Annotated in this window: 18 protein-coding genes; 11 read left to right on the forward strand and 7 right to left on the reverse strand. The window is 72.1% G+C overall.

Translation table 11 applies throughout. The features are described 5' to 3' along the window. Positions 1–40: 40 nt before the first annotated feature. The 3 genes from AB4880_RS13985 to sodX all read right to left on the reverse strand — a co-directional run bounded on the left by AB4880_RS13985 (position 41) and on the right by sodX (position 2,615). Entirely contained in the window at positions 41–1,015 is a 975-nt protein-coding gene (locus AB4880_RS13985) for a zinc-binding dehydrogenase (RefSeq protein ID WP_367919824.1), read from the reverse strand. Positions 1,016–1,036: 21 nt separating this feature from the next. Next, positions 1,037–2,152, reverse strand: a complete 1,116-nt coding sequence (locus AB4880_RS13990) for an NAD(P)-dependent malic enzyme (RefSeq protein WP_379228994.1) — start codon at positions 2,150–2,152, stop codon at positions 1,037–1,039. Between the two features lie 130 nt (positions 2,153–2,282). After that, positions 2,283–2,615: a nickel-type superoxide dismutase maturation protease gene (sodX, locus tag AB4880_RS13995; protein WP_367919825.1), complete on the reverse strand. Its 333-nt coding sequence runs from the start codon at positions 2,613–2,615 to the stop codon at positions 2,283–2,285. Positions 2,616–2,676: 61 nt separating this feature from the next. Between sodX and sodN the strand changes: the two genes are divergently transcribed. The 5 genes from sodN (at position 2,677) to AB4880_RS14020 (ending at position 6,417) form a co-directional block, all read left to right on the forward strand. Continuing rightward, a complete protein-coding gene (sodN, locus tag AB4880_RS14000) occupies positions 2,677–3,087 on the forward strand; it encodes a superoxide dismutase, Ni (protein ID WP_367919826.1) in 411 nt (136 codons plus the stop codon). A 386-nt stretch (positions 3,088–3,473) separates the two neighbouring features. Beyond that, positions 3,474–4,265: a hypothetical protein gene (locus tag AB4880_RS14005; RefSeq protein WP_367919827.1), complete on the forward strand. Its 792-nt coding sequence runs from the start codon at positions 3,474–3,476 to the stop codon at positions 4,263–4,265. 245 nt (positions 4,266–4,510) lie between these two features. Continuing rightward, the gene (locus AB4880_RS14010; protein WP_367919828.1) at positions 4,511–5,050 is read left to right on the forward strand and encodes a hypothetical protein; all 540 of its coding nucleotides are present in this window, start codon (positions 4,511–4,513) and stop codon (positions 5,048–5,050) included. Positions 5,051–5,188: 138 nt separating this feature from the next. Next, positions 5,189–5,605 carry an ATP-binding protein gene (locus AB4880_RS14015; protein WP_367919829.1) on the forward strand — a complete coding sequence of 139 codons (417 nt, stop codon included), beginning with the start codon at positions 5,189–5,191 and terminating at the stop codon, positions 5,603–5,605. After that, complete coding sequence (locus tag AB4880_RS14020; protein ID WP_367919830.1) at positions 5,602–6,417, forward strand: RNA polymerase sigma factor SigF; 816 nt, start codon at positions 5,602–5,604, stop codon at positions 6,415–6,417. Before AB4880_RS14015 ends, AB4880_RS14020 begins: the two co-directional genes overlap by 4 nt. On the opposite strand, the gene AB4880_RS14025 is transcribed toward AB4880_RS14020, so the two are convergent. Then, the gene (locus AB4880_RS14025; protein WP_367919831.1) at positions 6,414–6,824 is read right to left on the reverse strand and encodes a hypothetical protein; all 411 of its coding nucleotides are present in this window, start codon (positions 6,822–6,824) and stop codon (positions 6,414–6,416) included. The two genes, AB4880_RS14020 and AB4880_RS14025, sit on opposite strands and share 4 nt — an antisense overlap. Positions 6,825–7,046: 222 nt before the next feature. Between AB4880_RS14025 and AB4880_RS14030 the strand changes: the two genes are divergently transcribed. Continuing rightward, the gene (locus AB4880_RS14030; protein ID WP_038678054.1) at positions 7,047–7,301 is read left to right on the forward strand and encodes a WhiB family transcriptional regulator; all 255 of its coding nucleotides are present in this window, start codon (positions 7,047–7,049) and stop codon (positions 7,299–7,301) included. 792 nt (positions 7,302–8,093) lie between these two features. Here the strand turns inward: AB4880_RS14030 and AB4880_RS14035 are convergent. After that, the gene (locus tag AB4880_RS14035; RefSeq protein ID WP_367919832.1) at positions 8,094–9,572 is read right to left on the reverse strand and encodes a sensor histidine kinase; all 1,479 of its coding nucleotides are present in this window, start codon (positions 9,570–9,572) and stop codon (positions 8,094–8,096) included. A gap of 127 nt (positions 9,573–9,699) precedes the next feature. On the opposite strand from AB4880_RS14035, the gene AB4880_RS14040 reads away from it, so the two are divergent. The 5 genes from AB4880_RS14040 to AB4880_RS14055 all read left to right on the forward strand — a co-directional run bounded on the left by AB4880_RS14040 (position 9,700) and on the right by AB4880_RS14055 (position 13,074). After that, entirely contained in the window at positions 9,700–10,557 is an 858-nt protein-coding gene (locus AB4880_RS14040; protein ID WP_367919833.1) for a DUF2785 domain-containing protein, read from the forward strand. Positions 10,558–10,576: 19 nt separating this feature from the next. Next, positions 10,577–12,253 (forward strand): acetolactate synthase, encoded by a 1,677-nt coding sequence (locus AB4880_RS14045; protein ID WP_367919834.1) that lies wholly within the window; start codon positions 10,577–10,579, stop codon positions 12,251–12,253. 3 nt (positions 12,254–12,256) lie between these two features. Then, complete coding sequence (locus tag AB4880_RS14050) at positions 12,257–12,622, forward strand: thioesterase family protein (protein WP_367919835.1); 366 nt, start codon at positions 12,257–12,259, stop codon at positions 12,620–12,622. Between the two features lie 78 nt (positions 12,623–12,700). Then, on the forward strand, positions 12,701–12,775 hold the full coding sequence (locus AB4880_RS26105) for a 50S ribosomal protein bL37 (protein WP_370249596.1): 75 nt from the start codon (positions 12,701–12,703) through the stop codon (positions 12,773–12,775). A gap of 110 nt (positions 12,776–12,885) precedes the next feature. Beyond that, entirely contained in the window at positions 12,886–13,074 is a 189-nt protein-coding gene (locus AB4880_RS14055) for a type II toxin-antitoxin system Phd/YefM family antitoxin (RefSeq protein ID WP_367919836.1), read from the forward strand. A 3-nt stretch (positions 13,075–13,077) separates the two neighbouring features. Here AB4880_RS14055 and rsrA read toward each other — a convergent pair whose 3' ends face one another. Continuing rightward, positions 13,078–13,374, reverse strand: coding sequence for a mycothiol system anti-sigma-R factor (rsrA, locus tag AB4880_RS14060; protein WP_367919837.1), 297 nt, complete (start codon positions 13,372–13,374; stop codon positions 13,078–13,080). A gap of 8 nt (positions 13,375–13,382) precedes the next feature. Beyond that, the gene (locus tag AB4880_RS14065) at positions 13,383–14,114 is read right to left on the reverse strand and encodes a sigma-70 family RNA polymerase sigma factor (protein WP_367919838.1); all 732 of its coding nucleotides are present in this window, start codon (positions 14,112–14,114) and stop codon (positions 13,383–13,385) included. Positions 14,115–14,129: the final 15 nt, after the last annotated feature.

Consider the following 14,129-nt stretch of genomic DNA (forward strand, 5'->3'; position numbering starts at 1 on the left):
GCGACCACAACGTCCGGTACGACGGGGCGCCCGGAGGAGATCAGCGGGTGAAGACGATCTTCCCGAAGACGTCGCCGGCGGCCATCGCGGCGAAGCCGTCGCGCGCGGCGGTCATCGGCAGCACCCGGTCGACGACCGGACGGACGCCGGTGCTGTCGAGCATGTTGACCAGCGCGGCGAGCTCGCCGCGGGTGCCCATGGTCGAGCCGATCACGCTGAGCTGGAGGAAGAAGATCCGGGTCAGCTCGGCGTCGTCGAGGTCAGGGCCGGACGTGGTGCCGGAGATGACGATCCGGCCGCCGGGGCGCAGCGCGCGGATCGAGTGGGACCAGGTGGCGCGGCCGACGGTCTCCATGACCGCGTCGACCTTCACCGGCAGCCGTGCGCCGGACTCGTAGACCTCGTGCGCGCCGAGCTCGAGCGCCTTGGCCCGCTTGGCCTCGTCGCGGCTGGTCGCGAGCACCCGCAGGCCGCCCGCCCGGGCGAGCGCGATGAGCGCGGTCGCGACGCCGCCGCCGGCGCCCTGGACGAGCACCGTGTCGCCGGCCTTGAGGTCACCTTGCGTGAAGAGCATCCGGTACGCCGTCAGCCAGGCCGTCGGCAGGCACGCGGCCTCGGCGAAGCTGAGCGAGGCCGGCTTGGGGACGACATTGCGCCGCGGCACGATCACCTTGTCGGCGAAGGTGCCCTGGTGCCGCTCGGACAGCAGCGAGCGGCGCGGGTCGAAGGTCTCGTCGCCCGTCCAGTCCGGGTCGGACACGACGGCGTGGACGACGACCTCGTTGCCGTCCTCGTCGTAGCCGGCCGCGTCGCAGCCGAGGATCATCGGCAGCGACTCCGCCTTGAGGCCGACGCCGCGCAGCGACCACAGGTCGTGGTGGTTGAGCGAGGCGGCCTTGACGGTGACCGTGGTCCAGCCGTCGGGGGCGATCGGGTCGGGGCGTTCGCCGACGACCAGGCCGGTCAGCGGGTCGTCGGCGGAGCTGGCGAAGGAGTCGGCGTAGACGGCGAACACGTGGCCGACCCTATCGGGCGCTCAGATCCGGGCGACGCCGTCCCGGCGTGCGGCCTCGGCCACCGCGGCGGCGACCGCCGGCCCGACCCGCGGGTCGAAGGGCGACGGGATGACCAGGTCCTCGGACAGGTCGTCGCCGACCAGCGCGGCGAGCGCGTCGGCGGCGGCGACCTTCATGCCCTCGGTGATCGCGCTCGCGTGGACGTCGAAGGCGCCCCGGAAGATGCCCGGGAACGCGAGCACGTTGTTGATCTGGTTGGGGAAGTCGGAGCGACCGGTCGCCACGACCCGCGCGTGGCGGTGGGCGACGTCGGGGTGGACCTCCGGGTTGGGGTTGGCCATCGCGAAGATGATCGCGTCGTCGGCCATGGTGGCGACGACCTCCTCGGGCACCGTGCCGCCGGAGACGCCGATGTAGACGTCGGCGCCGTCGAAGGCGTCGGCGAGCGTGCCGCGCCGGCCGCACTGGTCGGCGGTGAGCTCGGCGAGCGCCTTCTTGGACGGCGTGAGGTCGGTGCGGTCGGAGCTGACCACGCCCTTGCGGTCGGTGACCGCAATGTCCTTGATGCCCGCGGCGAGCAGGATCTTCGCGATCGCGACGCCCGCGGCGCCCGCGCCCGAGATGACCACGCGGGTCGACTCGGCGCTGCGGCCGGTCAGCTTGAGCGCGTTGACCAGGGCGGCCAGGGTGACCACGGCGGTGCCGTGCTGGTCGTCGTGGAAGACGGGGATGTCGAGGGCCTCCTTCAGGCGGTCCTCGATCTCGAAGCAGCGCGGAGCCGAGATGTCCTCGAGGTTGATGCCGCCGAAGCTCGGCGCGAGCCGGACGACGGTCTCGATGATCTCCTCGACGTCGGTCGTCGCCAGGCAGATCGGGATGCCGTCGACGCCGCCGAACTGCTTGAAGAGGACGGCCTTGCCCTCCATCACCGGCATCGCGGCGGCCGGGCCGATGTCGCCCAGGCCGAGCACCGCGGTGCCGTCGGTGACGATCGCGACGGTGTTGGGCACCCAGGTGTAGTGGCGGGTCAGCTCGGGGTCGGCCGCGATGGCCTCGCACACCTCGGCCACACCCGGGGTGTAGGCGAGGGACAGCTGGTCCTTGGTGCTGACGTCGGCGGTGGGTACGGTCGCCATCTTCCCGCCGAGGTGCAGATCGAAGACCGGCTCACCCGCGCGCGGGTGTGGGGAGGAGACGTCGACAGCCACGATCGCTCATCCTTTCACATCCGGACGACCATCGATCACCCGGTATCAGGGCGCGCTCTCACAGCCGCCGCGGGCGCGGCCACACCCGGGCCCGGACGACGCCGAGCACGTCGGCGTCCGGCACCGCGCCCCGATGGCGCGAGTCGACCCCGGCCTCCGGGTTGTCGCCGCGCAACCACCAGCCGCTCCCCCGCCGCTCGACGGCGCGCTTGACGACCAGCGTCCCGTCAGCGAACCGCGCCACCACGACGCGCCCCGCACGCGGGCGTACGCCGTACACGACGAGGAGACGGTCGCCCTCCCGCAGGGTCGGCAGCATCGAGGCGCCGCGGACCAGGGCGAGCCCGAGGCGGCGTCCCGACCTCCGACCTGCCGTTGCCGCGTGATCCATGACGAGTAGTGTCACAGAAGCATCACTCGTTTCCCCTTAGACCAGAGGAGAGAGGACCCACATGTTCTCGCGTCTCACCCAGATCTTCGTGGCCCCGACCGTCGAGGTCTCCGCCCACTGCGACCTGCCCTGCGGCGTCTACGACCCGGCCCAGGCCCGGATCGAGGCCGAGTCGATCAAGGCCGTCATCGCCAAGGCGCTCGACAGCGACGACCCCGACTTCCGCACCCGCGCGATCATCATCAAGGAGCAGCGCTCCGAGCTGGTCAAGCACCACCTGTGGGTGCTGTGGACCGACTACTTCAAGCCCCCGCACTTCGAGAAGTACCCCCAGCTCCACACGCTGGTGAACGAGGCCACCAAGCTGGCCGGCGCCACCGGCACCAAGGGCACCCTCGACGCCGCCAAGGCCGACGAGCTGCTCGCGAAGATCGACGAGATCGCCGAGATCTTCTGGGAGACGAAGAAGTGAGCCCGAGCCACCGAGCGCGCTGACCGTCGGCTCGACGGCCGACAGACAGGCGTCGCGCGCTTGGTGGCTTGCGGCGAACGACTGAGTCGCCCGAGCGAAGCGAGGGCAGACGAAGAAGTGAGCCCGAGCCACCGAGCGCGCTGACCGCGGGATCCGGCGCCTCGCGCGAGCGAGGCCCGGTCCGCCTGATCAGTCGGGACTATGGCCCGAGGGCCGATCGTCCCCATTCTGGAGACCGTGCACCGAAAGGTGCACGGTCTCTGCGTTTTCTCCCCTAGCGTCGCGGCATCCGAACGCCACCCGCGTTTCGGGACGACGACCCGGCCGCCGTCCGGAGGGAAGCACAGCGACGGCGGCCCGGGCCAACCGGAGGGAGACACCTCGCGATGAATCGCGCCCTTTTCAAGATGATCCTCGGACTCGCCGTGGCGCTCGGCCTGACGCTGGGCGCCGCGCCCATCGCCTCGGCGACCCCCGCCGCCCCGGCGGCCCCCGCCGCCGCGGCGCAGGCCCCTGACTGCAGCGCGCAGATCGCGGCCAACAACCGCGCGAACGCGTCGTACGCCTCGGCGAACGCGAGCGTGAAGGCGGCTCAGGCCAAGGTCACCAAGCTGAAGAAGAAGATCAAGAAGGCGAAGAAGCACCACGCCAAGAAGCAGGTCCGCAAGCTCAACAAGAAGCTGAAGAAGGCCAAGCAGTCGCTGCGCGAGAAGAAGCAGTACCGCGACCGCGTGGCCGTGACCCGCAGCTACACCCAGCGCTCGCTCGCCCGCTGCCAGGCCGGTACGCCGGCCCAGGGCGCCGACAGCCCGATCCAGGCGCTGTGCGACGCCGGCATCCCGCAGGCGCTGTGCGACGCGCTCGCCGGCCTGATCCCCGGCGGCTCGACGGCCAACCCGGTCGGCCTGCTCTGCGCGCAGTTCCCGCAGGCCGCGGTCCTGTGCGACACGATCTCGGCCGGCCTGCCGACCGACCCTGCCGACCTGCTCGACCTGGTCCAGACCCTGCTCCAGACCCTCGGCCTGGACGGCGTCGTCAACACGGTCCTCGGCTCGCTCGGCCTGGGCAGCCTCGGTGACCTGCTCACCGGCGCCGGCGCCGGCGGCGTGCTCAGCGGCCTGACCGACCTGCTCAACCAGCTCGGCCTCGGCGGGATCATCCCGCGCGCGGCCGCCTGACCCGCAGGCAGCACCTCGTACCGAGCCCCGGAGGCCCCCAGCCTCCGGGGCCCGGTCATGTCCCGGGGCCTGCGACCAACGTCCCGATGTGATCCGGGACACCTTCCCGCCCGAGTTCTGCCGAACACCCACCAATCTCCCCTAGGGTGACCCGAGCCGGGCATCCCCCCTGAGCCCGGCACCATGTCCGGTCGTCGGCGGGAGGGACACTGACGGCGGCCGGCTCACCGGAGGGAGAACCCGGCATGCTCCGTGCCATTTCCAAGCTGATCCTCGGCATCGCCGTCGCACTCGGCCTCACCCTGGGCCTCGCGCCCGTCGCCGACGCGGCCCCGGCCGTCGAGCGGACCACGGCGAGCGCCTCCGAGCGCGCCACCACCTGCACGATCCAGTACCAGGCCGTCACCGTCGCGAAGACGACGTACAAGAAGGCCGAGACCAAGGTCAAGAAGCTCAAGAAGAAGCTCAAGAAGGCCAAGAAGCACCACCACAAGAAGCAGGTCCGCCTGCTCAAGAAGAAGCTGAAGAAGGCCAAGGCCGAGCGGCTCAAGGCGTCCTCGGCGGTCACCTCGACCTCGCGCGCCTACGCCACCTGCCAGAAGGACGGCAGCACCATCCCGGGCACGATCCCCCCGGACAAGAACCCGCTGGACTTCCTCGGCGAGCTGCTCGACAGCCTCGGCGTCGGCGCGCTGGTCGACCTGCTCGGCCTCGACACGGTCATCGACCTGCTGGGCCTGCGCCCGCTGCTGGAGTCGCTCGGCCTGGGCGCCATCCTGCACTGATCCACCCGGCACCTCCCGTCGTACGGCGGGCGGAGTCCCCCGCCCGTCGTACGACGAACCGACGCACCGCGCCCTCGGGGTGCGGTGCGTCTGTCGTAGGCTCGGACCACCCGAGCACCAGACCCCCCGAGGAGCGGCATGTCCGAGACGATCACCCTCGCCGCAGGTGGCGTGACCGACGACCCGGACTCCGTGGAGTTGCGGCTCCCCGCCGACAGCGCCTACGCCTCGGTCCTGCGGACCCTGACCGCCGGCCTCGCCGCGCGCGTCGACTTCACCATGGACGACATCGAGGACCTGCGGATCGCGGTCTCCGAGGCGGCCGCGATGGTGCTCGAGGAGGCCGACGCCGGAGGGGTGCTCGACTGCCACTTCCAGGTCGGCCCCGGCCGGCTCGCGCTGGAGATCAGCGCGCCGGCCGCCGCTCCCGAATCGCCCGACTACGAGAGCTTCGGCTGGCAGGTGCTGGCCACACTGGCCGACGAGGCGTCGATCGATGCCGCCCCCGGCCGCTACGCGGTGCGTCTCGTCGTGCGGTCCTCCCTGGCGTCATGACCACCGACCACACGCGGGACTCCCCCGACCCGCCCGTCACAGGCACCGAGCTCACCCGCCGGCGCAGCGCCGAGCTGTTCGTGATCTTCCGCGACGACGCCGCCTCCGCGGCCGAGCGCGACTCCGCGCGCGAGTCGCTGGTGCGCCTGCACCTGCCGCTCGTCGAGCACTGCGCGCGGCGCTTCCGCAACCGCGGCGAGCCGTACGAGGACCTGGTCCAGGTCGGCACCATCGGGCTGATCAAGTCCGTCGACCGGTTCGACACCGAGCGCGGGGTCGAGTTCTCGACGTACGCGACGCCGACGATCATCGGCGAGATCAAGCGCTACTTCCGCGACAAGGGCTGGGCGATCCGGGTGCCGCGACGGCTCCAGGAGCTGCGCATGCAGATCAGCGCCAGCACCGCCGAGCTCACCCAGTCGCTGGGCCGCTCCCCCACGCCGCGCGAGCTGGCCGACGCGATCGGCTGCTCGGTCGAGGAGATCGTCGAGGGCCTGGAGTCGAGCAACGCCTACTCCACGCTCTCCCTCGACGCCACCGACGACGACTCCGACGGCGGCGCCGGGCAGAGCATGCTCGACGCGATGGGCGTCGACGACGAGGCGCTCGAGCATGTCGAGATCCGCGAGTCGGTCAAGCCGCTGCTGGAGAACCTGCCGGCGCGGGAGAAGAAGATCCTGCTGCTGCGGTTCTTCAAGAACATGACCCAGTCGCAGATCGCCGAGGAGATCGGCGTCTCCCAGATGCACGTCTCGCGCCTGCTCAGCCGCACGCTCGACCAGCTGCGGCAGTCGCTGGAGTCGGAGGGCTAGTCGCTCTCGGCGGTGTCGTCGGGCGCGCCCTCGAGCGCCCGGATCGTGTCCGGGTGCAGCATCCCCGCGAGCGCGATCAGGCCCACCAGCCCGAGCGCGATCGCCACCACGACGTGCTCGCGCAGGCTCCACGCGATGCCCAGGAAGATCAGCTGGGTGATCAGGACCGGGCCGCGCGACCAGGTCTGCCGCTTCCACAGCGCCACCGCGGCGCCGACCAGGACGACGCCGTACGCCGCGAAGAAGCCGGCCGTCGAGAGCCCGAACGCCATCCGCCCGGACGTCACGCTGGCGAACTCCAGGACCGCCAGAACCAGCAGCACGACACCCTGGACGGCGCTCACCGACGCCGCTACGGTCAGCGGAGGCGGGTTGGCGGCGGGGGGTTGACGGGGCTGGTCGCTCACGGCGCTCAGCGTAGCCAGCAGGCCCCTTCGGACCGCCCAGTGGGACGGATCTGGCCGAGAACCCCCTGTTTGTGACCCAATAGACCACCGGAATCGCTTGATCTGAGGCGCAATCCTTGGAAACCTTGCGGGAGCGATCGTGAAGCCGTTCACTTTTGCGGCTACACGCCTGCCCGCATCCGGGCACCTTTGTATGTGATTGGAAAGAGGGCATCCCCACCCATGGATTGGCGACACCGTTCCGCATGCCTCGACGAGGATCCGGAGCTGTTCTTCCCGATCGGCAACACCGGCCCGGCGATTCTCCAGATCGAGGAGGCCAAGGCCGTGTGCCGTCGCTGCGACGTGCGCGAGCAGTGCCTCGCGTGGGCGCTCGAGGCGGGTCAGGACCACGGTGTCTGGGGAGGCCTGAGCGAGGACGAGCGTCGCGCGCTGAAGCGCCGCAACGCCCGCGCCCGCGTCCGCACGCCTGTTTGATGGCGCGAGCGCGCGCCTGTTTGATGGCGCGAGCGCGTCTTCGGCGCTGAGGGGGCAGCAAGCTGCCGGAGAAGCACCTCTCGCCGCGCTGCCGCGCACGCGGTCGAGGCCCGCGCAGTGCACGACTGCCTGGCGGCCAGACGCTGTCGCGCGCGCTGACGAGGGCAACAAGCTGCCGGAAGGCGCCTCTCGCCGCGCTGCCGCGCGCCTGTTTGATGGCGCGAGCGCGTCTTCGGCGCTGAGGGGGGCAGCAAGCTGCCGGAAGGCGCCTCTCGCCGCGCTGCCGCACGCCTGTTTGATGGCGCGAGCGCGTCTTCGGCGCTGAGGGGGGCAGCAAGCTGCCGGAAGGCGCCTCTCGCCGCGCTGCCGCGCGCCTGTTTGATGGCGCGAGCGCGTCTTCGGCGCTCAGGGGGGGGGGCAGCAAGCTGCCGGAAGGCGCCTCTCGCCGCGCTGCCGCGCACGCGGTCGAGGCCCGCGCAGTGCACGGCTGCCTGGCGGCCAGACGCTGTCGCGCGCGCTGACGAGGGCAACAAGCTGCCGGAAGGCGCCTCTCGCCGCGCTGCCGCGCGCCTGTTTGATGGCGCGAGCGCGTCTTCGGCGCTGAGGGGGGCAGCAAGCTGCCGGAAGGCGCCTCTCGCCGCGCTGCCGCGCGCGCGGTCGAGGCCCGGGCAGTGCGTGGCCGCCTGGCGGCCAGACGCTGCAGCGCGCGCTGAGGGGCAGCAAGCTGGCGGCCAGACCCTGGCGCGCGGTGCCGGGTTGGCTGGCGGCCAGACCGCGCCCGCGCCGCTCGTGCTACTCGACCGGCAGGCTGATGCCTGCCCGGGTGCCGCCGGTGGCGGAGTGTCCGAGCGCGAGGTGACCGCCCAGCTCGGACTCCACGAGCGTCCGCACGATCGACAGCCCCAGGCTGGTCGCGGCGTCCAGGTCGAAGCCCTCGGGCAGGCCGCGGCCGTCGTCCTCGACGGCGACGTCGAGACGCGTCCCGTGCCGCTCGGCGCGGAGCACGATCTCGCCGGAGCCGCCGGCGTCGTAGCCGTGCTCGGCGGCGTTCTGCATCAGCTCCATGACGACCATCGCGAGCGGCGTGGCGATCTCGGAGACGAGGGTGCCGAAGCTGCCCTCGCGGCGGACGCGGACCTGCGCCGTGGTCGAGCCGACGTCGGTGACCAGGCGCGCCAGCCGGTCGGCGATGTCGTCGAACGGGACCGTCTCCTCGACGGCCTGGCTGAGCGTCTCGTGGACGATGGCGATCGAGCCGACCCGGCGGACTGCCTCCTCGAGGGCCGACGCCGCCTCCGGTGAGCCGATCCGGCGCGCCTGGAGGCGGAGCAGGGCGGCGACGGTCTGCAGGTTGTTCTTCACCCGGTGGTGGATCTCGCGGATCGTGGCGTCCTTGGTGACCAGCTCACGGTCGCGGCGGCGCAGGTCGGTGACGTCGCGCAGCAGGATGATCGCGCCGATGTGCTCGCCCTTGGGCCGCAGCGGGATCGCTCGGACGATGAGCGAGGCGCCGTCGCCGGGGCCGCCGGACGCGCCGAGCTCGGTGTCGCGGTGCGCCCGGCCGCCCAGGACGGCGCTCAGCGTCTCCTCGTCGGGGCGCTTCTTGGGCGGCACCAGGTCGCGGGTGAGGTCGGTGAGGATCCGGCCGGTGAGGTCGCCGGTCAGGCCGAGCTTGCGGTAGACCGACAGCGCGTTCGGGCTGGCGTAGATGACCCGTCCCTCGGCGTCGACCCGCAGGAAGCCGTCGCCCACCCGCGGCGAGTCGGCGTGGTCGCTGCGCTGCGCCTCGGTCGGGAAGTAGCCGGACGCGATCATGTTGGCGAGGTCGGAGGCGGCCTGGAGGTAGTTGATCTCCAGGTGGCTGGGCGTGCGGACGCCGAGGAGGTTGGTGTTGCGGCTGATCACCGCGATCACCCGGCCGTTGCGCCGCACCGGGATCGCCTCGACCCGCACCGGCACCTCGTCGCGCCACTCGGGGTCGCCCTCGCGGGCGATCCGGCCGAGCTCGTAGGCCGCGTCGACGAGGGTACGGCGACCGGCGGGCACGAAGGTCCCGACGATGTCGTCGACGTACGCCGTCGGGCCGGTCGTCGGGCGCATCTGGTCGCCCGCCCAGAAGCCCTCGCCGGCGCCGTCCGGCAGCCACAGCACCAGGTCGGCGAACGACAGATCGGCGATCACCTGCCAGTCGGCCTGGATGAGCTGCAGCCAGGCGATGTCGGCCTCGTCGAGGTCGGTGTGGCGCCGGGCGATCGCGGACAGGGAGGGCACGTTCGTCAACCTAGTGGACGGGCCGGAAAACAGGTGTCGTCCCCGACTTCGTGGGACTTCACCCCGTTTGGCAGGATAGGCCGCGGGGGTCTGGTTCTCGGTGGTGTCCGGAGGGTGTGGGTTGTACATGGTCACGGTGGATTGGGCGCGCCTTCAGCAGGCCCTCCGCGACGGTGAGACGCGACCTCCCGCCGGCCACCAGCTCAGCGACCTGACCGCGCAGCTCACCCAGATGCTGGGTGACACCGACCCGCAGGTCCGCGACGGTCTCGCCTACTCCTTCCTCGCCACCTGGATCGAGGGCGGCGTCTACGACGACCTGCTCGCCGGGCTCGGCGACGGCATGTGCGCCGGCCTCGACGCGGGCCTCGGCGACCGCGAGAGCGACTCAGTGTTCCGGCGCAGCTTCTCCGTGCTGCTGCTCGCCGAGTGCATCGAGCGCGACTCCCGGATCCGCCGCCTGCCCCCGAGCCGGGTGCTGGAGTGGGGCGATCGGATCGCGACCTGGTACGTCCGCGAGCGCGACCTGCGCGGCTTCGTCCCCGGCAAGGGCTGGGCCCACGCCGCGGCCTACGGCGCCGACGCGATCGCCGCGCTGGCCCGCTCCCGCCACTTCGGCATGACCGAGCTGACCGTCCTGCTCGACGTCATCGCCGACCGGGTCCTCAGCCCCGACACGCCGCCGCTCAACCACGGCGAGCCGGACCGGATCGCGCACGCGGTCATGGAGATCCTGCGCCGCGACCGGGTCCCGCTCAGCGTGCTGGAGCCGTGGATCGTCCGCCTCGAGCGCGGCGCCCGCGCCAAGCCCGCCCCCGGCCGCGACCCCTACCGGGCGACCGGCAACGCGCAGGCGGTGCTGCGGGCGCTCTACCTGCAGCTCACGATCTCACCGCGGCATCCCGCCGTCCGGCCCGACCTGCTGCTCGCGCTGGTCGCGTCGCTGCGGCGGGTTCACCCCTACTTCCTCGACGACCGGGGCTGATTCACCCTACGGTGCCCGGGTGACCACTCCCCCGGACACCACTGCCGCAGACCAGCTCACCGGACACGCGGGCGAGATCGCCGTCGCGGTCGCCCAGGCCCACGGCGTGGAGACGATGTTCACGCTGTCGGGCGCGCACGTCTTCCCGATGTACGACGGCGCGGTCAAGGCCGATCCGCCGGTCCGGCTGGTCGACGTCCGCCATGAGCAGACCGCGGCCTTCGCGGCCGAGGCGACCGGGAAGCTGACCCGGGTCCCCGGGCTGGCGGTGCTGACGGCCGGGCCGGGCGTGACGAACGGCATCAGCGCGTTGGCGCAGGCGCGGTTCGCGGGCTCGCCGATGGTCGTGGTCGGCGGGCGGGCGCCCAACAACCGCTGGGGCACGGGCGCGCTGCAGGAGATCGACCACCTGCCGATCGTGGCGCCGGTGACGAAGCACGCGGCGACCCTGATGACGGCGAACGACGTGGCGGCGGGCTTCGACACCGCGTTCGCCCAGGCGCGGTCGTCGCACCGCGGGCCGACGTACGTCGACGTCCCGATGGACGCGTTCTTCGATGTCGGCGTCGGCGCGGCGCCAGTCATCGGCGGCCACCGCAGCGCCGAGCCGGACGGCGACGCCGTGGCCCGGATCGCCGGGCTGATCGCAGGCGCGGAGCGGCCGGTCCTCGTGCTCGGCACCGACGTGTGGGCCGACCACGCCGAGGACGCGGCGCTGCGGCTGGTCGAGGAGATGCGGCTGCCGGCGATCACCAACGGCATGGGGCGCGGCGTGGTCCCCGGCGGTCACCCCCTGCTCGTGACCAAGGCGCGCGGCGCCGCTCTCAACGGCGCCGACCTGGTGGTCGTGGTCGGGACGCCCCTTGACTTCCGCCTCGGGTACGGCGTGTTCGGGGGCAGGGACGGCGGGCGGCCGGCGGCCGTCGTCCACATCGCCGACTCGGCGGAGCAGGTCTCGGGTCACGCGGCGCTCGCGGCGTCGGTGAGCGGCGACCTGACCGCCGTCCTCGACGGACTGCTGACCGCGCTCGCCGCGGCACGGCAGCCGGACCCGACGGCATGGCTGACCATGCTCCAGGACACGGTCGCCGCGGCCACCGCCAAGGACGCCGAGCTGCTCGGCGCGGAGGCCGACCCGATTCACCCGGCGCGGATCTACGGCGAGCTGGTCCCCCGCCTCGCCGACGAGGCGGTCGTGATCGGCGACGGCGGCGACTTCGTGTCCTTCGCGGGCAAGTTCGTGGAGCCGAAGCGGCCCGGATGCTGGCTCGACCCCGGCCCCTACGGCTGCCTCGGCGCCGGCATGGGCGCCGCGATCGCCGCGCGCATCGCGCGGCCGTCGTCCCAGGTCGTGCTGCTGCTCGGCGACGGCGCGGCCGGCTTCTCGCTGATGGACGTGGACTCGCTGGTCCGCCACGGGCTGCCCGTCGTGATGGTGATGGGCAACAACTCCGCCTGGGGGCTCGAGAAGGGTCCGATGCAGATGCTCTACGGCTACGACGTGGCCGCCGACCTCGCGCCGCGCACCGCCTACGACCAGGTGGTGTCGGCGCTCGGCGGCGCCGGCGAGACGGTCACCGACCCGCGCCTGATCGGGCCCGCGCTCGATCGCGCGTTCGCGGCCGGGACGCCGTACCTGGTCAACGTGATCACCGACGTCGAGGCGGCGTACCCGCGCTCGACCTTCGGGATCTGAGCCGTGCGCTTCACCGTCACCGACGCCGACACCGCCCTCGCGGTCGGCTCCGGCAGCCTCCCCGTCCTCGGGACCCCTCGTCTGCTCGCCTGGTGCGAGGCGGCGACCTGCGCCGCGATCGAGAACGCCCTCGGCCCCGGCGAGACGAGCGTCGGCACCCGCGTCGACCTCGAGCACCTGGCCGCCACCGCGGTCGGCGCGAACGTCGAGGTCACCGCCCGCGAGGTGTACGCCGACGGCCGGCTGCGCCGGTTCGCCGTGTCGGCGCGCAATGTCGGCGCGGACGGGCGACCCGGCAAGCTCGTCGCGTCGGGCGAGATCACCCGGGTGGTCGTCGACGCGGAGCGGTTCCTGGCACGGCTGGGCTGAGGTCGTCCTCCTGGCGGGCCGATTTTCCGCACACGCCGTCCACCTGAGACACTGGGTCGATCGATCCGAGGAGGAACCATGGGCAAGACCGGCCGCAAGCGCCGCGCGCGCCGCAAGAAGGGCGCGAACCACGGCAAGCGCCCCAACAGCTGAGCGCTCAGCATCCGCCGAACCCCCGACCGTCCTGGTCCGGGGGTTCTGCGCTTTTGGGCGTCGCGGAAACGGAGTCAGCCCGACGCGGCCACGTCCCATCATGTCGATGCATGACGACGTCGGTCGACATCCGAGAGGCGACGACCCATCTCTCGCGCCTGCTCGAGCGCATGGAGGCGGGTGAGCCGATCACCTTCGTGCGCGCCGGCAAGCCCGTCGCCGACCTGGTCCCGCACCTGCGCACGGGCATCGTCTTCGGCACCCTCGCCCTGCTCTCGGCGCTCGACGGGCGCCGCTGAGGCTCAGCCCTCGGAGATCTCGACCTGGATCTGCTGGATCCGGATCCGGACCCGCTCACGCAGCTCGGCCGGCGCGGTCTCGCCGCACGAGCGCGCGACGACGGCCTTGACCGTGCGCTGCAGGTCGTAGCGCTCCAGACACGGGCTGCAGGAGTCGATGTGCGCGCGGACGACGGCGCAGTCGCCGGACTCCAGCTCGTTGTCGATCAGGCGCACGATCCGCTCGAGGAAGTCGGCGCACTCCGCGTTGCTGGGGTCGTCGGAGACGTGGACGTGCTCGTGCTCGCTGTGGTCGGACATCTCAGGCATCATCGGCCTCCGTCGAGGGGTGCGTCGCCGCCCGAACGGACGTAGTCGGACAGCATGTCGCGGAGCTGGCGGCGGCCCCGGTGGAGGCGGGACATGACCGTCCCGATCGGCGTGTCCATGATCTCGGCGATCTCCTTGTAGGCGAACCCCTCGACGTCGGCGAGGTAGACGGCGAGACGGAACTCCTCGGGCAGGCGCTGGAGGGCGTCCTTGACCTGGCTGTCGGGGAGATGCTCGAGAGCCTCCATCTCGGCCGACTTGAGGCCGCTGGAGGTGTGCGCCTCCGCGCGGGCGAGCTGCCAGTCCTCGACCTCGCCGGTGTCACCGGCGAGCGCCTGCTGCGGCTGGCGCTGCTTCTTGCGGTAGGAGTTGATGAAGGTGTTGGTCAGGATCCGGTAGAGCCACGCCTTGAGGTTGGTGCCCGGCCGGAACTGGTGGAACGCCGAGAAGGCCTTCGCGAAGGTCTCCTGGACCAGGTCCTCGGCGTCGGCGGGGTTGCGGGTCATCCGCATCGCCGCGCCGTAGAGCTGGTCGAGGTAGGGCAGGGCGTCGCGCTCGAAGCGGGCGCCACGCTCCTCGGGGGTCTCCGTGGCGACGTCGACCTCCTCGCCGGCCTCCTGGTGGGGGGCGGCGTCGAGGTCTGCATCCAGGGACGAAAGATCGGAAGTCTCGGTCATCGCGTCCCAGCCTACGGTGCTCCCGGTGCGGGGGCGCTCCAGCGTCGCGATCATGAAAGCCGGAACGTC

The organism is Nocardioides ginsengisoli (assembly GCF_039537225.1).
GTDB lineage: Bacteria > Actinomycetota > Actinomycetes > Propionibacteriales > Nocardioidaceae > Nocardioides > Nocardioides ginsengisoli.